Raw genomic sequence first — 22,364 nt, 5'->3', positions numbered from 1 at the left:
ACCCTGCCACCGCTGGCCGGCGTCGCCTCGGGTCTGAGCGCGGAGACCGCGACCCGGGTAACGGTGCACCTCCACGGCCATCCTCTGACTTGGGCCGTCCTCGGATGCCTGGTCATGGCGACGGCCGCGAGCGCCGTCGGGACCTGGAGCGTGATGCGTCCGCGCACCGGTTGATCGGTGCTGCTGCCGGAGCCCGGGGCCGGTGCGGGTTCCGCATCCGGCAGACCACCGGCACATGCCCGGCAGGTTGACTCCTGCCGGGCGTCCTGCCTGTCTCGGACCATCGGACGCCGCTTGACTCACTGTCATGACACGCATTCGGAAAGCGATCACCTGTGCGGTGGTCGTCGGGGCACTGGTCGGTGCGACGGCGATCAACGGTCCCGCCTCCGCGTACTCGCAGACCGGCGAGCCGGAGGCCGCCGCCTCCATCCTCGACCTGATCCCGGCCCCGACCCTGGACCGGATGGTCGCCCAGGCGCCGCTGGTCGACGCGGCCAACGTCATCCGCACCGCGGTGGACCGCGCGCCGGCACGCGGCTACGCCGGTATCGGGCTCGTCGACGACCACGTCACCCTGTGGTGGAAGGGTGCGGTGCCCACCGACATCGTCGCCGCCGTCACGTCCGCCCGCCGGATCGCGCCGGTCGAGGTGACCCGCGCCGCCTATTCCCGCGCCGAGCTGCGGACGGCGGCGGCCAGGATCACCCGGGCGGTGGAGGCCGATCCGGCGGACGCGGTCCACGCGGTGCGGGTGCGTACGGACGGCGCCGGCATCGAGGTCGCGGTGGACGGCGCTTCCGGCGTCACGCGGCCGACGTTGCCGGCCACCGGTGTGCGGACCAGCTTCGTGGAGCGTGACCGCATGGTCGAGCGGTCACGGGCCAACGACGCGGCGCCGTTCGACGGCGGCTCGGGCATCGGGTTCACCACCCCCGGGTGCACCGCCGGTTTCGGCGTGCGCAACGCGGACACCAACGCCGGGTACGTCCTCACCGCCGAGCACTGCGGCGCCATCGGTTCGCCGTGGCACGTCGGGTGGAACACGAGCACCAACACCGGGACGCTGGTGGGCTACGCGGTCGACAGCAACGACGACCACGACACGATGATCATCTCGACGTCGTCGCCGGGCGACCACCTCTATGTCGGCGGCCAGCACGACGAGGTACGCGCCCAGGTGGTCGGCTGGACCGAGGTGTACCCCGGCCAGCTGCTGTGCCAGTCCGGGTACACCTCGGCGGGTGAGCTCGGCGGTCCGGTCTGCAACCTGCGGGTCGATTTCCACTACGACGACATCGAGGATCTCGTCGAGGCCACCCAGCTCGACGGCGACGAGGCCGCCCGGGGCGGTGACAGCGGTGGTCCGGTCTATGCCGTGAACGCCAACGGCACCGTGCTCGCTGCCGGCACCACCACCCGGTCGGCCGGCCCGGGCTTCGGGTTCCAGGACTTCGCCACCGCCCGCGACGACTACGGCAACATCGTGCCGGCGACGGCGATCGTCAGCACCTGCCGGGTCTCGTTCGTCGTCACCGATTCGTGGTCCACCGGCTACACCGCCAGCGTCACCGTCTACAACGACGGCCCGGCCGTCAACGGCTGGTCGCTGGGCTGGTCCTTCCCCGGCGGGCAACTCGTCCAGGGACACTGGAACGGCGTCTTCCAGCAGACCGGTGCGGCGGTGACCGTCACCAACGAGAACCACAACGCCGCCATCCCGACCGGCGGCGCCGTCAACATCGGCTTCACCGCGAACGGCACGCCCGCCACCCCGGCGCCGTTCACCCTCAACGGCACCACCTGCAACTGACCCTGTTCACCGGTACCGGGCCCCGCCGTATCGTCGGCGGGGCCCGGTGTATGTCCGGTCAGGCCCGCGCCAGTTCCCGTCGCAGGGTGGCGCGAAGGGTCCGTACCTCGGGGGCGTCCAGTTCGCCGCAGCGGTCCAGGGCCCGCTGGCGCAGCAGGTCGGCCTCGACAGCCCGGGCCGGGGCCGCGTCGGCCAACGCCGCGAGCGCGTACAGGGTCTGCGCCTCCCACCACGGGCAGCACAGCGCGGCGTACAGCGCCAGCGCCGCCTGCAACGCCTCGCCTGCCGCGTCGGCCTCACCCAACGCCTGAAGGGCGAGCCCGTACTGGCGGATGGCGTTGGCCTCGCTGAACGTCGCGCCACACCTGTGGAACACCCGCCGCGCGTCGGCGTACGCGTCAGCGGCTTCCCGCCACCGGCCCATCCCGGCCAGGTCCGCTCCGAGACTCATCATCGCCCCGGCGCCGGCCACCGCCGCGCCGGTACGACTGAGGCCGTTGCCCCGGCCGTAGAACGCCAAGACCTCGCGGTGCAACTCGGCCGCCTCGGCGAACCGGCCGAGCGCGGCCAGCGCCCCGCCCTGCACGCTCGCCGCGCTGTGCTCGCCGAGGGCGTACCCGACCTCGCGGAACAGGCCCACGGCCCGGCGGCAGTGGTCGACAGCCCATCCGGCCCGACCGGTCCGGATGAAGATCACGGCGGTGTAGGTCAGCGCCCACCCCTCCTCTCGGCGGTCCCCGATCCGCCGGGCGAGCTCCAGCGCCCGTCCCAGGGCGGTCAGCCCGTCGGTGTTGCGGTCCCGGCAGAAGTACCGGGCCCAGCCCAGGAAGTTCAGCAGGACCGCCTCGTCGCGAGGGCTGCCGGTGGCCTGGGCGGCGGCCACGCCCAGGGAGAAGATCTCGTCCCAGGGGTGCCGGTGGCTGTTGGCGTCGGAGTACCAGTGCAGTGCCCTGGCGACCGCGACCACGTCGGCGTGCCGACCGCATCGGGCCGCGTCCCGCAGGGCCGCCAGCCAGTTGCCGGACTCCTGGTCCAACCAGGACGCCGCCGCCCGGTCACCGGCGAACGGGGAGTCGGTCCGACAGGCAACCGGTTCGAACATCGCGCCGGCCTGCCGGGTGCGCCGCAGCAGCCAGCGGGTCATCCGATCGTGCGCTGCCGTCCGGCAGGACTGGTCCTCCTCGGCGTCGAGGCGTTCCTGGGCGTAGAGCCGGACCAGGTCGTGGAACTGGTACCGGTCCCCCGTCGCCACGAGGACACCGGCCTCGACCAACTCCTCCAGGGCCGCCGCCGCGGCCTCCTCGTCGACGCCGGCCACGGCGGCGACCAGCCCGGGTGCGAAGTCAGCGCCGGGGATCAGCGAGGCCCGCCGGAACACCTGCGCGGTCCTCGGGTCCATCTGTCGGTAGGACACCTCGAACGCGGAGCGCACGCCCAGGTCGCCGGCGGTCAGCACGGTCAGCCGCCGGCGCTGGTCGCGGAGCAGGTCCACCAACCAACCGACTGACCACTGGGGTCGGCTGGCCAGGCGGTTGCCGGCGATCCGCAGGGCCAGCGGCAGCCGGCCGCAGAGGTGGACGAGCTGGTCGGCGGCGGGCGGTTCGGCGGCGATCCGGTCGGCCCCGACGATCGCCGCGAGCAGGTGTCGACCGGCTGCCGGGTCGAGCAGGTCGAGCGGCTGGCGGAGCGCACCGGCGAGTCCGGTCAACGGACGCCGGCAGGTGACCAGCGCGAGACATCCCGGTCCGGCCGGTAACAGGGGGCGCACCTGGGCCTCGTTCGCGGCGTTGTCCAGGACCACCAGCAGCGGTCGGTCCCGAGTGAGGGTGCGGAACAGGCCGCCCCGTTCGGCCGGTGACACCGGCACCCGAGTGTCCGGCACGCCGAGCGACCGCAGCAGTCCGGCCAGGGCTTCGGCCGGGTCGACCGGCCCGTCCGGCGAGACGCCCTGCAGGTCGACGAAGAGTTGCCCGCCGGCGAAGGCCGGGCTGAGTCGATGTCCGGCTGCGACGGCGAGGCTGGTCTTGCCGATCCCGGGAGGCCCGTACAGCACCACCACCGAGGCGGTGTCCGGCCGTCCGGCGGCCACGTCGTGGGCGACCGTCGAGAGGCGTTCCAGGATCTCCGCCCGGCCGGCCAGGTCCGGAACGGAGGCGGGCAGTTCTCCGGGTACGACCACTGCCGGCTGTCCGGACGGCACCATCGTGCTGTGCTGCGGCGCCGGGCGGTCGGGTGGCCCGGTGGCCGGGTCTGACGGTTGCCGGGCGGCCCGGGCCGAGGCGACGAAGCGGTCCCGGTCCGCCCCGGCCAGTCGCAGGGCATCGGCGAGCAGCTCCACCGTGCGGCGCTGCGGACTGCGTACCCGGCCGCGCTCCATCTCCCGGATGCCGCGGACACTGGACCGGGCCGCCTCGGCGAGCTCTTCCTGGGTCATCCCCCGCTCCAGACGGAGGGCCCTGAGCAGGTCTCCGAACTGGTCACGCTGTACCTGACCTGTGGGCATGTTCCCCCAACCACCCGACGCCCGCACTCACGTACCGGTGTCGATGCTCGCACGTCAGTGACGATCAGCGGATCCCTCGTATACGGGGTGTGAGCATTGCCATGAAGAATCCGGGACGAGCCATCGAAATCAGCTCATCCCGTCCGTGGCGCCTCCGGCTTGTCCGGTGTGGATGGCGGGGTCTACCGTGTTGCATCGTCGGGCAGGGCGGCTCCCCCCGTGGCCGCCCTGCCCGACGCTTCGCCGACCGCATCAGTGTCGGCCTGCCTTCGCCGCCGTGCCCACACGCTGCCGCCGCACCTTTGCGCTTCAGGCTCGGGTGCCGGCGTGAATGCCCGCTGCCGGCGGGCGGCGAGCCCTTGCGAAACGGCTCGATCGCGGGCTTCGGCACCGGCGCGGGTCCACCTGCCGGGGGACGCGGGAGGCCGGCATCACCCGCCTGGTGTACGCGGCAGGTCAGATCGTGGGCCGACGACCAGAGCCCGTTCTCGGCGCAGCATGAACGCATCGATCATCGACGGACGCCCTCGGCCGGACATCCGGCCCCGGGCGCGTGGGAGGAGAACCCGATGCGCAAAAGATCATTGCGGCAGCGACTGGCGACGGCGACCCTGGCGGTCACCCTGGTGGCCACCGGCCTGGGTACGACGGCCGGGGCCGCCCAGGCCGCCCCCGTTTCCGCCGTCAACACGGCGGTGAGCGCCGCGCCGGTCACGCAGGCCGCGGCGGGTGCCTGGCTGCTCCAGGGCGTCTTCCCCGACCCGATCACCTGCCACATCGCCGGAGTCGCCTCCGGCCGGGAGTACGTCTGCGTCTGGTACGTCCTCGCCTGGGCCCTGAACGTCTGGCAGGACTGAGCCCCGCGTCGTCGCTCCCCTCGCTGAACCGTCGAGGAACCAGCACGCATGACAGTGTCGCCCGGTCCGCGATGACGGACCGGGCGACACCTGTCGGTGCTGGTCAGGCGGTGAACTCGCCGACGACGGTGTAGCGGCCGGGAGTGTTGATCGGCTCCGCCCGCGACCGCCGTCATGCCGGCTCGGGTACGCCTCCCGGATCACCGTCGTCGGGCGACGGCTCGACCGGCGCCTCCGGTAGTTCGCCGGGCGTGTCGGGAAGAAGCTCGCCGACGTCGTCCGGCACGGGTTCACGAGGGTCGAGGGGCGGATAGACGTCCGGATCGAGGTCAGGATTTGTCATCGGGCAATTATCCGCCACGACGGGCGTCGCCGCCTCTCGCACCGCAGGCCAGGGGGCGGTCGGTCCGGGTCGGCCGCCCCGCACGGTCAGGCTGCGCTCACCCGGTCCAGGCCCAGTCGCCGGACGTACCTGCCGTAGGCCACGGGTCCCAGGCGGGAGAGCACGAACCAGACCGGGCCCGGGACCACCGCCTTGAGGCTCTCGGTGTGTTCGGGCCGGGCGTCGTGCAGCAGCATCCCGAAGATCATCGGCAGTTGGCTCTTCTGCGCCGAGGCCATCCCGTGCTTACCCGCCTCGGCCCACTCCTCGTCGGTCAGGTATTTGTCGATCAACGGCAGCACGTGGGCCTCCTCGGCGTCCAGGTGTGCCGACATCGGCGCGATCATCGCCTCGACGGCTGCGGCCAGCGCCTCCCGGTCGGCCACGCTGGCGGTGCGGCGCCACACGGTCGCCCGGTCCTCCACGTCGGCCAACGCCGCGTGCAGGCTCTCGTGCTGACTCTCCATGGTCTCGACCAGCGGCGCGATCTCGTCCGGACCGCGTTGCCGCAACTTCGGCCAGACATGCGTGTCCTCACCGACGTGATGCGTGTGCAACGCGCCGGTGAGCAGCAGCACGTGGTCGGCGACGCGGGCGGCAGCCGGGGCGTCATCCGCAGGTACTGTCCGGACCAGGGCCGCAGCGGCCGGAAACTCGCGCCTGAAGAGGCTGTGCACGACGTACATGTCACGGCTGTCGGCCATGGTCCTTCTTTCCGCTCGATCCGAGGGAGGGCAGGTCTCACCGATGTGGACCGACTCCCACTGAAACCCGTACGTGGCCGGACATATCGTCCGGCCGCGTACGGGCACGGGTGTACCCACCGGCGGCGCTCGCCACGCCGACCGACCTCGATTCCGGCGTTACTCCGATCATGGCTTTCGACCATCCTCATGCTGAGGGGCCGGTCGGCCGGGTGTCGGGTGGCGCTGCGTGCGCCGGACACGTCCTAGCGGGTGACCGGCAGCCCGACCAGTTCGGCGCTGTCCCGCCACAGGCGATCCCGCACGTCGTCGCGGCGGGCCAGCTCGGACGGGGACGGCCAGGTGAGCTGCCCTCGCACGAGCCGTGCGTAGTAGGCGCCGGCGGGCGGCACCGTACGGCCCGAGGCGATGTCGGCCAGCGCGCCCCCGGCAGCAGGGACGCTGTTGAATCGGGGCATCAGTGCCCGCAGCGGGGTGCCGAACATTCGCCAGATGAGTCGGACCGGGAGCGGAGTGTTGCGCAGGAGGCTCGTACCCGGTGTCGGACCCGGGTCGAACGCGACGATCCGCAGCCGTGATGCCTCCGGCTGGGCGGCGAGGCCCCGGATGGTGAGGATGTTGCAGAGCTTGGACGAGGCGTAGGCCCGTCCGCCCGCCGCCCGGGGCTGCTCGTCGCGTTGCGGATCCCGTTCCGGGTTGGCCAGCAGCCGCGCGTCGGCGTGGCGTGGCGGGGTGCTGCTCAGCATGGTCCTGATAGCCGGGTCGTGCGTGCCGCTGGTGGTCAACGTGACAACGGCACGCGGTGCGAGCTGGGGCAGCAGTAGCCGTAGCAGGAGGTAGTGCGCGAGGTGGTTGACGGCGAAGGTTGTTTCGAAGCCGTCCGCCGTGCGCTGGTCGCCGGAGGTCAGGCTGACACCCGCGTTGAGCACGAGCGCGTCGACCTCCGTCGACCCGAGCCGGTCCCGCACCGTGGCCGCGAAGGAGCGGACGCTGTCGAGCCGGGCCAGGTCAAGCGGGTACGTCTCGACGCCCGCCGGCCCGGCGCCCCGCACGCCGAGCAACATCCTTATGCCGGGGGACTTCGTCAACTGCCCCAGGGCGTACGCGCCGAGACCGGCCGTGCCTCCGGTCATCAGAACGGTCTTCATGGTGCTGCTCCAGTCGGGTGGTCGGACGGGCAGGGAACGTGCGGCGACGAGGCAAATAAAGTGAGTCTCTACTCCGGTTCGGATATTATGAGTGGGAGCTCATCTTGTCAACGGAGTCGTCCGTCGCGGCAGTATCCTGTGGTTTACACAGCAAGCCGGATGGTGGAAGGAGCGACCGCAGTGAGCCCAGGCGCCCCTGCGGCCAGCGGCAGAGACGCGCAGGGCGGCCGGCCGTTACGCGCCGACGCGCGGCGCAATCGGACCCGCATCCTCGACGCCGCCGACGCGGTCTTCGCCGTGAAGGGTCCGACCGCGTCGACCGAGGAGATCGCCCAGCGGGCCGAGGTCGCGATCGGTACGGTCTTCCGACACTTCCCGACCAAGGAGGCTCTGGTCGAGGCGGTGTTCATCGGCCGCTTGGATGCCCTCGCCGGGCAGGCCCGGTCGCTGGCCGGGGCGGCCGACCCCGGTGCGGCGTTCTTCGCGTTCCTGACCGAGGCGGTACGCCAGTCGACCATCAAACACACATTCGCGGACGCCCTGGCCGACGCGGGCGTGGACCTACGCGCCTACGAGGGCGCCGTGGCCGAGGCCATCCGCGACCTCCAACAATCGATCGGTGAGCTGCTCGGTCGCGCCCAGCAGGCTGCCAGAGTCCGCGTCGACATCGACGTGCGAACGCTCATCGCGCTGATAGCCGGTGCCGCCCACGCGATCGGGTTCGCGAGCCAGGATCCCGCGATAGAAAGCGGCGTACTGTCGGTGACTTTCGACGGCCTCCGTCCACCGGTGTCGCCCTGAGTGACGGCGGCCGGGTCGCTGGTTTTTGCCCGAGTCTTCCGATGGTGTACCGCTTCGTGCTCGGCAGCACACCCAGCAACGCCGATGTCAGCCTCCCGGTCCGAATGAGTGGACTTCGGGGTAACGCGGCCAGCCGGGGTCGCCGGTGGTCGCGAAGCGGGTCCATGCCGAGTGCATGCGGGTGGCGAGTTCGCCGGGGGGCGCGGTGTCGCCCAGCAGGGCCTGGGGGCCGTGCAGCGCCGCTGCGGAGCCGACGGTTCAACCGGCCCGCCGGGCCCTGCCGATCGGACCGAGGTGGGTGTGTTCGAATCCCTCGGTGTTCTTGAGCCCGTAACCGAGGGCACGGTCGACGGCGATGTGGAACACCCACGCCACGGCCAGGATGCCGAGCCAGTCGATCCGATCGCCGTACCCGGCCGCCACCACGGCCACCGCCCCCAGCGCCGCCGGTACAGCGTAGGAGTGGGCCAGGTTGTAGCAGGTGGCACCGAGACGCGGCCCGCGCAGGTAGCCGAGCATGGACAGGTCGAAGACGAGGAAGAGCGCGAGCAGCGACCACCACGGGTACCCCACGGCGACGGTCACCACGACCGCGAGGGCCGCGACGACAACGGCCTCGATGCGCTGCATCGCGACCGGGCTCAGGTACGGCATCTCCCACCTCGATGTCGGTCGAAGGAATCGGTGGACCTCAGCTTCGCCGAATCGAGCCGAGCGTGGGTAGCCCTCGCCGATATCGACGGCCCGGACCTGACCGCCCTGGCACTGTGCTGGCCGGTGCCCGCGGCCCGTCAACGACCGGCCATAAGCCATGGCGCTGCCGTCGCCTACTCAGCACCTGAGCCTCGCTGCCGCGTCGGGACTGTCGGCGCTCACTTTCCTGGCCATCGCCGCAGCCTCGATCATGTGGGTGCTGGTGGCCGTCAGCGGCATAGACGGCTGAACACGCTCTACAGGTATTTCGCGAACCAGTCGAGCATGGGTTCGGGGCGGCGCTGGAACTCCAGGTAGCCGTCCCAGCGTGCGGTAGTCCCGTCGATCCAGTGCAGCTTCTTGTCGGTGACGGGGATGTTGTCGTACATGGTCTGGACGTCGTCGGGGTCGGTGAGGATGTCGTCGCGTACCTGGTAGAGGAAGGTGGGGACGCGCACGTGGCGGGCCCATTCCTGGGGGCTGCGACGGGCGAAGTCGATGCCGGTGTGCCGGATGATGAGCTGTTCCAGGTCGTCGAGGCGTTCCGCCGCGTCGAGCAGCGCCAGTCGGCGTTCCATGATGACGCGGGCGGTCACCGGCTGGGGCGCGACGAGGCAGCGTACGCCCTCGAACGCCTGGGGGAACTGGGTCATGGCGGCGAAGGTGGAGCTGGCGCCGAGGCATCGGCTGAACAGGCCGATGGCCGCGTCGCGGGTGTCCGGGCGGTGGCGGGCGTAGGTGAGCGCGCCGACGACGTCGCGGGCCTCGAAGAGGCCGCTTGAGCTGATGCCGCCGTTGGCGGCGCCGCTGAGGCCGTGGTTACGCAGGTCGTAGGCGAGGACGTGGTAGCCGGCATCGTGCAGGATGCGGTAGTCGGGGATGAAGTCGACCTCGAAACCGTTGCCGCTGGCTGCCCAGGCCGAGTGCCAGGGCTCCAGGTGGGTGGGCAGGCCGGCGCGGGTGAAGCCCATCGGGTGGTTCGCGATGACCAGCTTGGTCGAGCCGGGCGCGGGCAGGAACCAGCCTTCCAGCGGCACCCCGTCGTGGGACGGGAAGGTGACGTCCTCGAAGTCGAGCCCGACCTCGCGCGGTGAGTGCAGCACCGGTGAGCGGGGCGGGTGGCTGAATCCGGCCGCGACCCGGTCCAGCAGGTGTGACATCTGGTCGCTCATGGTGTCAGTTCCTCTCCGTCTGGTCGTCCTCGTCGAGCCGGTCACGTGCGGCGGCGAGGGCTCTGGCCATGGCGCCGGGTGGACGCGCGAAGGTGGTGGTGGGTGTCGGGGTGGGGCCGGTGTGGACGGTGATGGCGTGTGGGTAGACGAATTCGAGGAGTCCTTCGTCGCCGTGCTTGCGGCCGTGGCCGCTGTGTCCGCGCCCGCCGAACGGCAGTCCGGCGTTCTGGGAGAAGGCGAGCGCGTCGTTGACGCTGGTCATGCCGACGCGCAGGCGACGGGCGATGTCCTCGCCCCGGTCGCGGCTGAACACGGCGCTGCCCAGGCCGTACGGGCTGGCGTTGATCCGGGTGATCGCCTCCTCGGTGTCGCGGACCCGGACGATCGCCAGCACCGGCCCGAAGGTCTCCTCGGTGGCGGCCAGGGCGTCCGGCGGGACGTCGACGAGGATCGTGGGTTGGACGTACCGGTCGTCGGTGCTTGCCTCGGCCGGTGGTGGGCCGACCACGGCGGTGGCGCCCCGTCGGAGGGCGTCGGCGACGTGGTGGCGGATGACCGGGATCTGCGCCGGTAGTGGGACCGGACCGATCAGGTCGTCGTCGCCGCTGCCGGCGTGCACCCGTCTGGCGTGTGCGGCGATCTTCTCCACCAGGGTGTCGTGCACGGCGTCCACGACGTAGGCCACCTCGAGGCTGATGCAGCCCAGGCCGGCGTTCTGCAGCGCGCCCCAGGTGATGTGGGCGGCGGCGGAGTCCAGGTCGGCGTCCTGCGCCACCACGACGGCGTCGTTGCCGCCGAGTTCCAGCAGTACCGGGGTCAGGCGCGCGGCGCAGTCCGCGGCCACGGCCCGGCCCGAGCGGACGCTGCCGGTGAACGCGACCTTGTCCACGCCGCTGGTGAGGTGGCGGCCGGTGGCGGCGAAGCCGACCACGGTCTGGAAGACGCCGGGCAGGTCGGGTACGGCCCGCCGCCAGGACCGGGCCAGCCAGACGCCTACTCCGGGGGTGACCGGGCTGGGCTTGAGGATGACGGCGTTGCCGGCGGCCAGGGCGTGGATGACGATCGCTCCCGGGGTGCCGAGCGGGAAGTTCCACGGCCCGATCACGCCGACCACGCCGTACGGGAGGTGTTCCACCCACGCCCGCTGGTGCGGCATCGCGGCCGGCGCGGGGATCTCGCGGCGGCCGAGGACCCGTTCGACGTTGTCGAGTGCGAAGGTCAGGTGCCCGAGGACGGAGAGCACCTCTGCGCGGCCGTCTTCCAGGGACTTGCCGTTCTCCGCGTGGATCAGCGCCGCCAGGTCCTCCCCTCCCCGGGCGATCTCCCGGCGCCAGGCACGTAGTCGTACCGCCCGCCCGTCGAAGCCGAGGTCCCACCACGGTCCGGCGGCCGTCCGTGCGACCTGGACGGCCGCGCCGACCTGCTCGGGACCGGCCGCCCGGTAGCGGGCCAGTTCGTCGCCGGTGCGCTGGTCGAGGGTGACCACCTCGTCGCCGGTGGTGTCCGGGTCGCCGTCCCGGGTCGCGGTGCTCTGCGCAGTCTGCGTGGTCATCGTCGTTCCCCGATCGTCGAGTGTCGGTCCGGCGTCGTGCCGTCGAGGGCGGTACGCCGGATCAGCGTCAGTACGTGTGCGCGCAGCTCCGCGAATCGGGGCAGGCGCTTGGTGGAGACCTGGTCACGTGGGCGGGGAAGGTCGACCTGCACCGTGTCGAGTACGACGCTCGGGCGTGCGGACATCACCACCACCCGATCGGCCAGGTAGACCGCCTCGTCGATGTCGTGCGTGACGAGCAGCATGGTGACGCCGGTGTCGTCGCGTACCCGCAGGATCAGGTCTTCGAGGTCCGCGCGGGTCTGGGCGTCCACCGAGGCGAACGGCTCGTCCAACAGCAGGATCTCCGGTGCGTACGCGAGGCCCCGGGCGATCGCCACACGCTGCTGCATGCCGCCGGAGAGCTGCCACGGGTAGCGGTCGCCGAACCCGTTCAAGCCCACCGCGTCCAGCGCCGTGGCGACCCGTTCGGCGCGGTCGGCCGTCGATCGATACCGGTTGCGCAGGGGCAGGCCGACGTTGCGTCGCACGGTGAACCAGGGCATCAGCGACCGGCTGTAGTCCTGGAAGACGGAGGCGATCTCCTTCGGTGGACCGGTGACCGGGACGCCGTCGAGGGTGATCGTGCCCGACGACGGCTTCAGGAGGCCGCAGAGGCACTTCAGCATGGTCGTCTTGCCGGCGCCGGACGGCCCGACGATGCAGACGAACTCTCCCTTGTCGACCGTCAGGGTCAGGTCGCGGATCGCCTCGACGGCCTGTGCACCGGAGCCGTAGGTCTTGCCTAGGTTCGTGACCGAGAGCATGTCAGTTCCTTTCCGTCATGCCGATGTGCCAGCGCAGGACGCGTCGTTGCAGGACGAGGAAGAGGGCGCTCAGTACCACCCCGAGCAGGCCGAGCAGCACGGTGCCGGCCCACATCTGCGGTACGTCGAAGGAGTTGCGGGCGCTGAGGGTGACGAAGCCGACGCCGTTGGTCGCGGCGTACAGCTCGGTGACCACCATCATGATGAAGGCGATCCCCAGCGCCGTGCGGATGCCGGCGAAGATCTGTGGTGCCGCCGCCGGCAGCAGGACGAAGGCCAGTCGCTGCACGGGGGTGAGCCGGTACGAGCGGGCCACGTCCTGCAGGTGCGGTTCTGTTCCGCGGACCGCGTCGGCCGTGTTCAACAGCACCGGGAACAGGCAGACGAACGCGATGACCAGGATCTTCGAGGCGTCGCCGATGCCGAAGAGCACGACGCTGATCGGGATCAGTGCGGTGCCGGGTAGCGAACGACAGAACTGCACCGCCGGGTTCAGGGCGTTCCGGAGCAGTCGGTGGCGGCCGAGTGCGGTGCCGACGGCGATGCCGACGACGGTCGCGATCAGCAGGCCGGCGAGGAGCCGGGTGACGCTGGGGACCAGGTCCGAGCCGAGTCGCGTGAACAGCCACGAATCGGCGAAGGCGGCCAGCACGTCGGGCAGCGGCGGGTAGAAGGGCGAGGTGCTCGCCGTCGATGTCGTCCACCAGAGCAGGACGAGCAGCACGGGTACGAGCAGCCGGAGGCCGGTTCTCTTCACGTTCGGCCTCCTCATGCCTGCTGCGTCCGGTAGGCGGAGTGCCAGCGCAGTGCCCGCCGTTCCAGCAGCTCGAAGACGGCGTTGAGGCCGACGCCGAGCAGGCCGGCGATGACGATGACGCCGTACGTCGCGTCGTAGCGGCCGTTGCCCGCGTAGGTGGCCAGGGTGTTGCCGAGGCCGGGTACGGCGCCGATGAGTTCCATCGCGATCGCCACCAGCAGCGTGATCGTCGAGGCGATCCGCAGGCCGGTGAAGAGGTACGGCAGCATGCTCGGGGTCGTCACCCAGAGCAGTCGCTGCGGTGTGGTCAGTCCGAACACCCGTGCCGTGTCGGTGGTGACCGGGTCGACGTCCCGCACGCCGTAGAGCGTCTGGAGCAGCATCGGCCACAGGGCCGCCACCGCCGCGAGCACGACCACCACCACCGGCCTGGCGCCGAGCAGCAGCAACATGATGGGCAGATAGACCACGACCGGGATCGGGCGGAAGAACTCGACCACGCCGAGCAGGAGCTCGTTGACCACGGGGACGCTCGCCATGGCGGCCCCGACGAACGCGCCGAGCGTGACGCCGATGACCAGAGCGGCGGCCCAGTGCGCCAGGGTCTGCGACACGGCCGTCCAGAGGACGGCGGTGCCGATGTTGGCCCAGAGCCAGGTGGCGATGGCGGAGGCCGGCGGAACCTCGGCCGGAAGTATGCCGGTGCCGGCCGCCGCCTGCCAGGTGCCGAGCAGCGCCGCCGTGGTGAGTACGGGTAGCAGCGGGGTGGGTCTCATCGGCTACTCCGAGACCCGGAGCCCGCGCGGGGGCGTGTCGAGGTCGTGCGCGTCCGGCGATTCCGACCAGGTGAACTCGTCCAGCGCCGGTGCGGTGTCGATCCGGTCGTAGTCGACCATCAGCCGGGCGACGAGTTCCGCCGAGCGTCGGTCGATCCCGCTGACGTACCAGGGCAGCGGTAGCCGCGCCACTGCCTCGGCGGGCGCGCCGGTGGTCCGTACGATCGTCGCCCGGACCGCGTCCGGGTTGTCGTTGGCGTACACGGTCGCCTCGTTCCACGCCTGGAGGAAGCGTCGCATGACCTCCGGGTTCCGGTCCACGAACCGTTGGGAGCCCATCAGGATGCTCGGCACGCTGCGCGGGCCGAGCGCGCTGGTGGCGGGGTTGCCGAGGGAGCGGAACCCGCCACCGGTCAGCAGTTGACCGGCGAACGGTTCCAGGGTGCTGATCGCGTCGACGCGGCCCTGCCGCAGCGCCGCGACCTGGTCCTCGAACGGCACGGCGAGGATCCGGACCGCGTCGGGGTCGCCGCCTGCCTGGCGTACCGCTTCGAGGAGGGTCAGGTCGAAGAAGCTCTCCAGACCGTTGACGGCGACGGTCCGGCCGGCCAGGTCCGCGAACGACCGGATGCCGCTGTGTTCCGGCACGATCAGGGAGAAGGCGTCACCCTCCGGCGACTCGTAGTCGGTGACCAGCGAGGTGACGATCTCCACCGAAAAGCCAGCGGCGACGGCGGCCGGCACCGCAGTGATCTCGCTGACGGCCAGGTGGATCTGTCCGTTCAGGAGCAGCGCGACGCTGTTGGCGCTGGCTCCGGAGCCTGGGACCTGGTCGATCTCGAAGCCGTGTCGTTCGAAGATCCCCTGGTCGACGCCGAGCGAGAGCTGGGCGTTGTTGGCGGTCGGGCTGAAGTCGATGACGAGTCGGGTCAGGCCCGATCCGGTGGTCTCAGCCGGTTCGCCGTCGGTGCCGCAGGCGCCTGCGGCGGCGAGTAGGCCGAGGGCCAGGCTCGTGGCCGTCAACGTCCGGCCGGCTCTGCGGTGTGATGGGTGCCGTCCCTGTGTCCCGTGCATGGCCTTGATCCCCTTCCGTGCTCAGTTCGCTTGAGTGGATGGATCGTCGGCGGGTTCGACGACATCGACCCGCATGACGACAGTATCAAGACCTTGATATGACGCAAGTGCTGAATTCAGATCAAGATGCGGTAAGCTCCGTGACCGTGACCGACGAAACGGCAGCGACCTTCGATCGCGAGGAGATGCTCGGCCGCGTCGCGTCGACACTGCGCCGGGCCGACCTCGCCGTGCTCACCGCCAAGGAGCCGCCGCTGCGCAAGGTCGGTGTGTCAGGCTCGCTCTACGCCGTCCTGGCCAACCTGGGAGTGACACCCGGTCTGACCGGCGCGGAACTGGCCCGCCTGGTCGGGGTGACACCGCAGGCGATCACCCCGCTGGTCGTGAAACTGGTCGAACGCGGCCTGATCGAACGTCGTCCGCATCCGCGCCACGCCAACATCCAGGAGTTGCACCTCACCGACAGCGGGCGCCGCGAGACGGCCAGAGCCGACCGGATCATGCTGCACCTGGACGACCACATCCGCGATTCGCTCGGCGACGAGGACTACCAGCGGCTCCGCGTCCTGCTCGACGTCGTCATCCGGAGCATGCCCTCCTGGACTCCCCCGCCGGACGAGTCGTCCTGACGTACGTCTGCGCGCTGGGAACATCGACGGCGTAGCGCTCACAAGCGGGTGTCACCGTCGAACGTGGAACCCCGGCGGCATTCGGCCCTCGGTGACTACCGGAGCCAAATCAGGACCATCACCCGACACGTGACGAACCGGTCGGGTGGTTGTCGTCACCCGAGCGCTCCTCTCGGTGGCCGCCCGGAGGTTGTCAGTTCCCGTCGGAGGGAAGCAGGCTGGCACCGGCAGGGATTCCGCCAAGCGATCAGGAAGCAGGTGCCACAGTGCTACGAGCCGCCGATGGCCTCGCATTGCTACGGGGCGCCGCCCGCGACCACGACGATCCACTGGTCGTCGAGGCAGCAGATCGCCTGACGGACGTACGCCTGCTGGACATCCTCGCCTGGACGCCGGACCGAGAGGTTGCACCGACCTCGTGACGTTCGATCCGATCGACGCGATCGGTGACCTGACCTCTGTGGACGCCATCGACGACCACCCACGCCTGTCCGTCGATGACGGAAGATGCCCATCACACTGGCCCGGCTAGCGCTGGTCGGCCGGGAACCAGCCGGCCCGACCGAGGGCGCCGGGTAGCCGGTCCTTGCCGAGCTGCTCGCCGATCCACGCCGCCGTCTCGATCACCTTCGACGGGTCGAGGCCGGTGGGATGGCCGGAGCGGTGCAACGCGTAGGTGAGGTCCTCGGTGGCCACATTGCCGGTGGCCGCCGGGGCGAAGGGGCATCCGCCGATGCCACCGACGCTGGCGTCGAGCACGGTCACGCCGGCTTCGACCGCCGCCAACGCGTTGGCGATGGCGGTGTTGCGGGTGTCGTGGAAGTGGGCGCGCAGCGGCACGCCCGGTGCCGCCGCCGTGACGGCGGAGACCAGGGCCCGCACCTGAGCGGGTACGCCCACCCCGATGGTGTCCGCGAGGGCGATCTCGTCGGGTTGGCCCTCGACCAGCCGTCGCGCCAGGTCACCGACGGTCTCGGCGGAGACGTCGCCTTCGAAGGGGCAACCGAACGCGGCGGCCACGGTCACGCTGGCCCGGACGCCGGCTGCGTGGGCGGCCTTGGCGATGTCGGTCCAGGCGCCGAGCATGGCCTCGACGGAGGCGCCCTGGTTGCGCTGGCTGAAGGTCTCGGTGGCGACGACGACGCAGTTCACCTCGTCGACTCCGGCCGCCAGCGCCCGGTCCAGCCCGCGTCGGTTGAGCACCAAGCCGATGTACGATACGTCGCTGCGTCGTGGCACTGCGGCCATCACCGCTTCGGCGTCGGCCATCTGCGGCACCCGGTCGGCGCGGACAAAGGAGACCGCTTCGACCCGTCGGGCTCCGGCCTCGACACAGCGCCGGATCAACTCGATCTTGCTTGCTGTCGACAGGATCTCGGGCTCGTTCTGCAGACCGTCCCGTGGAGACACCTCCACCACCTGAACCACCATATGTATACAATCTCAGACTGTCAGACCGGCGGCAAGGGTGCCGACGACATGCGGCTCACACGACGGAGGCACGGGTGACGAATGCCGCGGAGGACGCGTACGAGGCGCTGCGGAGCGCGATCCTGAACGGCTCGATCGGCCCGCGTGCCCGCCTGGGCGAGATGGAGTTGTCCCGGCAGTTCGGCGTCAGCCGAACGCCGATCCGGGAGGCGCTGCGCAGGCTCACCGCGGAGGGCCTCGTCGTCTTCCAGCCCAACCGTGGGGCACGGGTCGCCGAATGGTCGCTCAGCGATCTGCAGGACATCTACGAGATCCGCGCCCGGCTGGAGAGCTACGGCGCGGCCCTGGCCGCCAAGCGCATCGAACCCGAGGTCCTGGACCGGCTGGACGGGCTCTGCGATCAGATGGAGGAGCTGGCCCGGCGGATGGGTCCGCAGGATCTGGACCGGATCGCCACCCTCAACGCCGAGTTGCACAACGCGGTCCTCAAGGCCGCCGCCAGCCCTCGGCTCACCTCGCTGCTGTCCGCGGTGGTGGAGGTGCCGCTGGTCGTACGGGCGTTCCGCCTCTACACGCCGGATGCCCTGGCCCGCAGCATGGCGCACCACCGGGACCTGGTGGCGGCGCTGCGGGCCAGGGACGCCGAGTGGGCGTCGAGCACGATGCGCGCCCACGTGCTGGCCGCCCGGACGGTGCTGCTCGACGGCATGGTGGACCGCCCCGAGCTGTGAGCGGTCGCTACTCCCCCACCGCCGTGCGGGTCAGCTTCCGGGCGCTCCGGGCTTGATGCAGGCCACCTCCCGGTCGGCGCCGATCGGCGTCAGTCGCACCTCGGTCTGTACACATCTGTCCTCACCGACCGGGCAGCGTCCGTGCAGGACACATCCCGGTACGAGCTGGGTCGGGCTCAGCGGATCACCGACCAGCCGGGCCGGGGCCAGCTCCTGGTCGGGATCGACGGGCAGGGCCGCCGCCAGCAGGGCGCGGGTGTACGGATGCTGTGGATCGGCGAACACCAGCTCGGACGGGCCGGTCTCGACGACCCGCCCCCGGTACATGACGGCGATGCGGTCGCTGACGTACCGGACCGTGTGGATGTCGTGCGAGATGAACAGGTAGCCCATGCCGAGTTCGGCCTGCAGGTCGGCGAGCAGGCGCAGGATCTGGGCGCGGACCGACAGGTCGAGTGAGGACGTGGGTTCGTCCAGCACGACCAGGGACGGCTCGGTCACCACGGCCCGGGCGATGCCGACCCGCTGCTGCTGCCCGCCGCTGAGTTCACCGGGATACCGCCGCGCCATGTCCGGGGCGAGTCCGACCTGTTCGATCATCTGCGCGACCCGGGCACGGCGCTGTGCGGTGGACATCGCCGGCCGGTGGATGGCCAGTGGTTCGCCGATGATGTCGGCCACCCGCATCCGGGGGTTCAGCGACTCGAACGGCTCCTGGAAGATGATCTGTAGCTTCGCGCGCAGCTTGCGCATCTCGGCGGCGGGAAGCGCGAGCACGTCGGTGCCGTCGAAGCGCACCGAGCCCCGGGTCGGTTCGATCAGGCGCAGTGCCAACCGGCCCAGCGTCGACTTGCCGGATCCGCTCTCGCCGATGACCGCCACGGTCTCTCCGGCGTCCACCGACAGCGACACGTCGTCCAGCGCGTAGACGCGGGTGGCGCCACCGACGTGGAACTCCTTGCTGACGTTGGTCAGCTCCAGCAGACTCACCGCGCTGCCTCCTTCTCCTGGGGCAGGTGACACCAGTACGTCCGACCGGACGCCTGCGTCACCGCGGCCGGTACCTCCTGGGCGCACGGCTCGAAGGCGTGCGGGCAGCGGGCCCGGAAGGGGCATCCGGACGGGTAGTCGATCAGGTCGGGCAGTCGACCGGTGAGGTGCACCAGCGGCTGGCCGGGCCGGGGAATGGCCCGGATGAGCGCCTGTGTGTAGGGGTGGCGGGGGTCCTTGAGGACCTCCCGGACCGTGCCGTGCTCGATGACCTTGCCGGCGTACATGACGACGACCCGGTCGCAGTACTGCGCGACGACGCCGAGGTCGTGGGTGACCAGCAGCATCGAGCGGTCGTGTTCGCGGACCAGACGGCGGATGAGGTCCAGGATCTGCCGCTGCACGGTCAGGTCCAGGCCGGTGGTCGGTTCGTCGGCGATCACGAAGGTCGGGTTGAGCAGCATGGCCATGGCGATCACCACGCGTTGGGCCATGCCGCCGCTCAACTGGTGGGCGTAACCGTCGAGGACCCGGTCCGGTCCGGCGATGCCGACGTCGGTGAGCGCGGTGCGGGCCCGGTCCCGGACCTCGCCGTCGGCCTTGACCCCGTGCGCGGCCATGATGGTGGCGAACTGCCGGTGGATGCGCATCACCGGGTTCAGGGCGCTGAACGGGTTCTGGGCGATGAAGCCTATGTCCTTGCCGCGTAGTCGGCGCAGCTCGCTGCGGCGCAGGCCGAGCAGGTCGACACCGTCGAAGCGGGCGGTGCCCTCGACCACCCGGCCGGGCGGTCGGACCAGGCCCAGGATGGACCGGATGGTCACCGACTTGCCGCATCCGCTCTCGCCGACGACGCCGACGATCTCGGCCCGGTCGACGTGGAAGTCGACTCCGTTGACCGCGTGGACCAGGCCGTCGGGCGTGTCGAAGCGGGTGGTCAGGCCGCTGACCTTCAGCAGGCGTCCGGAGGATCCGCCGGACGGCGGCGGGGTGGGACGGCTGTCGGGTCGACGTCGGGCGTTGAGCAGGCTCATCGTTGCCTCGCTCGGCCGAAGGTGTCCTGCAGTTCGTCGCTGATGGCGTTGAAGCAGAGGACCGTGAGGAAGATGGCGAGGCCGGGGAAGACCGAGACCCACCACTGGCCGGTCGTCATGTTCTGCGCTCCTGTCTGGATCATCGCGCCCCAGCTCGCGTCGGCGGCGTTGATGCCGATGCCGAGGAAGGAGAGCGAGGCGATCACGACGATCGAGTGCGCGACCGCCAGTGACGCCTGGGCCAGGATGATGCCGGTCATGTTCGGCAGGACGTGCCGGAACATCACGCGTGGCCCGGTCGCGCCGATGGCGTGGGCCGCCTCGATGTAGCGGCTCTCCCGGATGGTCAGTCCCTCGCTGCGGACCAGTCGGACGAAGCGGGGGACGTTGATGATGGCGATGGCGACCACGACGTTCTCGATGTTGTTGCCCATCAGCGCCACCAGGGCGATGGCCAGGATCAGCAGCGGGAACGCCTGGAAGACGTCGAGGGCCCGGACGACCCGTTCACCCCACGGTCCGCGGTGCAGAGCCGCGAGCCCGAGCAGCACGCCGATCACCAGCGAGATCAGCATGCCGGCGAGGGCCAGCGGGATGTCCACCCCGGCAGAGGCGATCAGGCGGCTGAACACGTCGAGGCCGAACTTGTCGGTGCCCATCCAGTGTTCGCCGTCGGGAGCGGTGAGGGTGTTGGTGGACGGTTCCGTCGGGTCGTGCGGCAGCGGTGCGAGGTAGGCCGCGGCGAGCATGCTCGTCAGGACGGTGCCGGGCACCCAGAGTCGCCACCGCCGGCGGCCCCGGGGGCGTTTCCTGGTCGTCGGGGAGCTGACCGTGGTGGGGTCGGCGGCCAGGGTCTCAGTCATAGCGCACCCTCGGGTCGAGCGCCGCGACCAGGATGTCCAGCGCGGTGAAGGCCAACAGGGTCCCGAGTCCGGCGGCCAGGATGAAGCCCTGCACGGCCGGGATGTCGAGCTGGAGGATCGAGTCGATCGCCCACTCGCCGAAGCCACCCCACGAGAAGATGGTCTCGATGATGGCCGCGCCGCCGAGCAGCGCGGCGAGCAGGATGCCGCCGTAGGTCAGGATCGGGGTCCGGGCCTGGCGGAAGGCGTACGCGAGGACGGTGCGCTCGCGCAGGCCGCTGGCGCGGGCGAACTCGACCTGTTTGGACTCCAGGGCCGGCACCAGGGAGGCGTAGGTGCTGCGGGCGAAGTACGCGGAGTAGTAGATGCCCAGCGTCAGGACGGGCAGCACGGAGTGCGCCACCGCCGAACGGAAGGTGCCCATGTCACCGGAGATCAGGGAGTCCAGCAGCAGCGCCCCGGTCACGGTCGGCGGTGGTTCGTCCATCAGACCGAGTCGGCCGACCGGTGCCGGTGCCCACCCGGCGAGATAGAAGAGCAGGTAGATGAGCAGCAGCGCGAGGAAGAAGTCCGGGATGGACTGGAAGGTGGTGACGACGAAGCGCGAGGTGCGGTCGGCCACCGTGCCCTTGCGGTAGGCGCCCAGGGTGCCGAGGCCGATGCCGAGGAGCGCGGCGAGGGTGAGGGAGAGGAAGACCAGTTCCAGGGTTGCCGGGGCGAACCGCAGGATCTCGTCGAGGATCGGCCGGTCGGTGTAGTAGGACGCGCCGAGGTCGCCACGGACCAGGTTGCCGAGGTAGGTGACGAAGCGTTCCCACAGGGGCAGGTCCAGGCCGAGGCGGCGTTCGATCTCGGCCAGTTCCGTCGGGGAGGCGGCCGGTCCGGCGATGACTCCGGCCGGGTTGCCGGGTAGCGCGTTGACCAGCAGGAAGGCCAGCACGATGACGGAGAGCAGGCCGACCGGGAGGAAGAGGATCCGGCGGCGGGCGTATCTGAGGACCCGCATCACGCACCTCCCGGTTCGAGCAGGGTGGTCGCCTCGTCCAGGGTCAGGACCTGCGCGTACTTGGCGTCGAGGTCGAACAGGGCGGCCTGGTGCGGGCGGGGGTCCCGGTCCAGGCAGGCGTCGGCGACGACGAGTGGGACGAAGCCGTGTTGCAGGGCGTCCACCGCGCTCGCCCGGACGCAGCCGCTGGTCGAGGCGCCCGCGATGAGCAGGGCGTCCACGCCCAGGACGCGCAGGGTGCTGGCGAGGCTGGTGCCGAAGAAGGCGCTGGCGTACTGCTTGGTGACGACCGCTTCATCGGCGGCGGGTGCCAGGATCGGTGGTGCGGCGGCGAGGTGGCTGCCGCGTTCGAAGACCCGCAGGGCGGGCACCTTGCGGGTGAACAGGCCGCCGTCGATCCCGCCGGGGGCGAGTTCGACCCGGGTGTGGATCACCGGGATGCCGTGGCGTCGGGCGGCGTCGAGCAGGTCGGCGCAGGCCCGCAGGGCGGGCGGGTTCTCATCGCCGACATAGAGCGGTGAGGCCGGGTCGAGGTAGGCGCGCACCAGGTCGACGACCAGGAGCGCGCGGCGGGTGCCGTGTCCCAGGTCGCCGCCGAAGCCGGCGTTGCGGTAGTCCGCGTGGAGGTCATTCACCGTGTCC

23 protein-coding genes are annotated in these 22,364 nt (G+C 70.9%); 6 read left to right on the top strand and 17 right to left on the bottom strand.

The genetic code is table 11. The features are described from left to right. Positions 1 to 307: 307 nt before the first annotated feature. Positions 308 to 1,813, top strand: coding sequence for a cellulose binding domain-containing protein (locus ABT008_RS22765; protein ID WP_350698238.1), 1,506 nt, complete (start codon positions 308 to 310; stop codon positions 1,811 to 1,813). A gap of 58 nt (positions 1,814 to 1,871) precedes the next feature. On the opposite strand, the gene ABT008_RS22760 is transcribed toward ABT008_RS22765, so the two are convergent. Continuing rightward, the gene (locus ABT008_RS22760) at positions 1,872 to 4,316 is read right to left on the bottom strand and encodes an ATP-binding protein (protein WP_350698237.1); all 2,445 of its coding nucleotides are present in this window, start codon (positions 4,314 to 4,316) and stop codon (positions 1,872 to 1,874) included. Positions 4,317 to 4,885: 569 nt separating this feature from the next. Between ABT008_RS22760 and ABT008_RS22755 the strand changes: the two genes are divergently transcribed. Continuing rightward, positions 4,886 to 5,173, top strand: a complete 288-nt coding sequence (locus tag ABT008_RS22755; protein WP_350698236.1) for a hypothetical protein — start codon at positions 4,886 to 4,888, stop codon at positions 5,171 to 5,173. Positions 5,174 to 5,345: 172 nt separating this feature from the next. On the opposite strand, the gene ABT008_RS22750 is transcribed toward ABT008_RS22755, so the two are convergent. The 3 genes from ABT008_RS22750 to ABT008_RS22740 all read right to left on the bottom strand — a co-directional run bounded on the left by ABT008_RS22750 (position 5,346) and on the right by ABT008_RS22740 (position 7,407). Continuing rightward, entirely contained in the window at positions 5,346 to 5,516 is a 171-nt protein-coding gene (locus tag ABT008_RS22750) for a hypothetical protein (RefSeq protein ID WP_350698235.1), read from the bottom strand. An 86-nt stretch (positions 5,517 to 5,602) separates the two neighbouring features. Further along, entirely contained in the window at positions 5,603 to 6,259 is a 657-nt protein-coding gene (locus tag ABT008_RS22745) for a hemerythrin domain-containing protein (protein WP_350698234.1), read from the bottom strand. A gap of 245 nt (positions 6,260 to 6,504) precedes the next feature. After that, on the bottom strand, positions 6,505 to 7,407 hold the full coding sequence (locus ABT008_RS22740) for an SDR family NAD(P)-dependent oxidoreductase (protein WP_350698233.1): 903 nt from the start codon (positions 7,405 to 7,407) through the stop codon (positions 6,505 to 6,507). A 180-nt stretch (positions 7,408 to 7,587) separates the two neighbouring features. On the opposite strand from ABT008_RS22740, the gene ABT008_RS22735 reads away from it, so the two are divergent. Continuing rightward, a complete protein-coding gene (locus tag ABT008_RS22735; protein WP_350698232.1) occupies positions 7,588 to 8,208 on the top strand; it encodes a TetR/AcrR family transcriptional regulator in 621 nt (206 codons plus the stop codon). A gap of 258 nt (positions 8,209 to 8,466) precedes the next feature. Here ABT008_RS22735 and ABT008_RS22730 read toward each other — a convergent pair whose 3' ends face one another. Continuing rightward, entirely contained in the window at positions 8,467 to 8,862 is a 396-nt protein-coding gene (locus ABT008_RS22730) for a DUF4260 family protein (protein WP_350698231.1), read from the bottom strand. Between the two features lie 157 nt (positions 8,863 to 9,019). Between ABT008_RS22730 and ABT008_RS22725 the strand changes: the two genes are divergently transcribed. Continuing rightward, the gene (locus ABT008_RS22725) at positions 9,020 to 9,151 is read left to right on the top strand and encodes a hypothetical protein (RefSeq protein WP_350698230.1); all 132 of its coding nucleotides are present in this window, start codon (positions 9,020 to 9,022) and stop codon (positions 9,149 to 9,151) included. A gap of 7 nt (positions 9,152 to 9,158) precedes the next feature. Here the strand turns inward: ABT008_RS22725 and ABT008_RS22720 are convergent, their stop codons facing one another. The 6 genes from ABT008_RS22720 to ABT008_RS22695 are packed head-to-tail and all read right to left on the bottom strand — an operon-like array spanning position 9,159 to position 14,987. Continuing rightward, positions 9,159 to 10,073, bottom strand: a complete 915-nt coding sequence (locus ABT008_RS22720; RefSeq protein ID WP_350698229.1) for an alpha/beta hydrolase — start codon at positions 10,071 to 10,073, stop codon at positions 9,159 to 9,161. 4 nt (positions 10,074 to 10,077) lie between these two features. Further along, on the bottom strand, positions 10,078 to 11,625 hold the full coding sequence (locus tag ABT008_RS22715; RefSeq protein ID WP_350698228.1) for an aldehyde dehydrogenase family protein: 1,548 nt from the start codon (positions 11,623 to 11,625) through the stop codon (positions 10,078 to 10,080). Further along, positions 11,622 to 12,431 carry an ABC transporter ATP-binding protein gene (locus tag ABT008_RS22710; RefSeq protein WP_350698227.1) on the bottom strand — a complete coding sequence of 270 codons (810 nt, stop codon included), beginning with the start codon at positions 12,429 to 12,431 and terminating at the stop codon, positions 11,622 to 11,624. The genes ABT008_RS22715 and ABT008_RS22710 overlap by 4 nt, the downstream gene beginning before the upstream one ends. A gap of 1 nt (position 12,432) precedes the next feature. Beyond that, positions 12,433 to 13,188 (bottom strand): ABC transporter permease, encoded by a 756-nt coding sequence (locus tag ABT008_RS22705; RefSeq protein ID WP_350698226.1) that lies wholly within the window; start codon positions 13,186 to 13,188, stop codon positions 12,433 to 12,435. A gap of 11 nt (positions 13,189 to 13,199) precedes the next feature. Then, entirely contained in the window at positions 13,200 to 13,964 is a 765-nt protein-coding gene (locus tag ABT008_RS22700; protein WP_350698225.1) for an ABC transporter permease, read from the bottom strand. A 3-nt stretch (positions 13,965 to 13,967) separates the two neighbouring features. Continuing rightward, on the bottom strand, positions 13,968 to 14,987 hold the full coding sequence (locus ABT008_RS22695) for an ABC transporter substrate-binding protein (protein ID WP_350698224.1): 1,020 nt from the start codon (positions 14,985 to 14,987) through the stop codon (positions 13,968 to 13,970). 197 nt (positions 14,988 to 15,184) lie between these two features. Between ABT008_RS22695 and ABT008_RS22690 the strand changes: the two genes are divergently transcribed. After that, complete coding sequence (locus ABT008_RS22690; protein WP_350698223.1) at positions 15,185 to 15,667, top strand: MarR family winged helix-turn-helix transcriptional regulator; 483 nt, start codon at positions 15,185 to 15,187, stop codon at positions 15,665 to 15,667. 528 nt (positions 15,668 to 16,195) lie between these two features. Here the strand turns inward: ABT008_RS22690 and ABT008_RS22685 are convergent. After that, positions 16,196 to 17,086, bottom strand: coding sequence for a hydroxymethylglutaryl-CoA lyase (locus tag ABT008_RS22685; RefSeq protein WP_350698222.1), 891 nt, complete (start codon positions 17,084 to 17,086; stop codon positions 16,196 to 16,198). 86 nt (positions 17,087 to 17,172) lie between these two features. On the opposite strand from ABT008_RS22685, the gene ABT008_RS22680 reads away from it, so the two are divergent. Then, complete coding sequence (locus ABT008_RS22680) at positions 17,173 to 17,829, top strand: GntR family transcriptional regulator (protein WP_350698221.1); 657 nt, start codon at positions 17,173 to 17,175, stop codon at positions 17,827 to 17,829. 30 nt (positions 17,830 to 17,859) lie between these two features. Here the strand turns inward: ABT008_RS22680 and ABT008_RS22675 are convergent, their stop codons facing one another. From ABT008_RS22675 to ABT008_RS22655, 5 genes are read right to left on the bottom strand one after another with little or no spacing between them, the layout of a single operon-like run. Then, on the bottom strand, positions 17,860 to 18,819 hold the full coding sequence (locus ABT008_RS22675; RefSeq protein WP_350698220.1) for an ABC transporter ATP-binding protein: 960 nt from the start codon (positions 18,817 to 18,819) through the stop codon (positions 17,860 to 17,862). Next, positions 18,816 to 19,853, bottom strand: coding sequence for an ABC transporter ATP-binding protein (locus ABT008_RS22670; protein ID WP_350698219.1), 1,038 nt, complete (start codon positions 19,851 to 19,853; stop codon positions 18,816 to 18,818). Before ABT008_RS22670 ends, ABT008_RS22675 begins: the two co-directional genes overlap by 4 nt. Then, a complete protein-coding gene (locus tag ABT008_RS22665; RefSeq protein ID WP_350698218.1) occupies positions 19,850 to 20,716 on the bottom strand; it encodes an ABC transporter permease in 867 nt (288 codons plus the stop codon). Before ABT008_RS22665 ends, ABT008_RS22670 begins: the two co-directional genes overlap by 4 nt. Next, positions 20,709 to 21,722, bottom strand: coding sequence for an ABC transporter permease (locus ABT008_RS22660; protein ID WP_350698217.1), 1,014 nt, complete (start codon positions 21,720 to 21,722; stop codon positions 20,709 to 20,711). Before ABT008_RS22660 ends, ABT008_RS22665 begins: the two co-directional genes overlap by 8 nt. Beyond that, positions 21,722 to 22,357 carry an isochorismatase family protein gene (locus ABT008_RS22655; protein ID WP_350698216.1) on the bottom strand — a complete coding sequence of 212 codons (636 nt, stop codon included), beginning with the start codon at positions 22,355 to 22,357 and terminating at the stop codon, positions 21,722 to 21,724. Before ABT008_RS22655 ends, ABT008_RS22660 begins: the two co-directional genes overlap by 1 nt. Positions 22,358 to 22,364 lie beyond the last annotated feature (7 nt).

The sequence above is a fragment of the Micromonospora sp. NPDC002389 genome (assembly GCF_040296095.1).
Classification (GTDB): domain Bacteria; phylum Actinomycetota; class Actinomycetes; order Mycobacteriales; family Micromonosporaceae; genus Micromonospora.
Note: the sequence above shows the minus strand (reverse complement) of the source record. Positions and strands in the feature narration are given on the sequence as shown.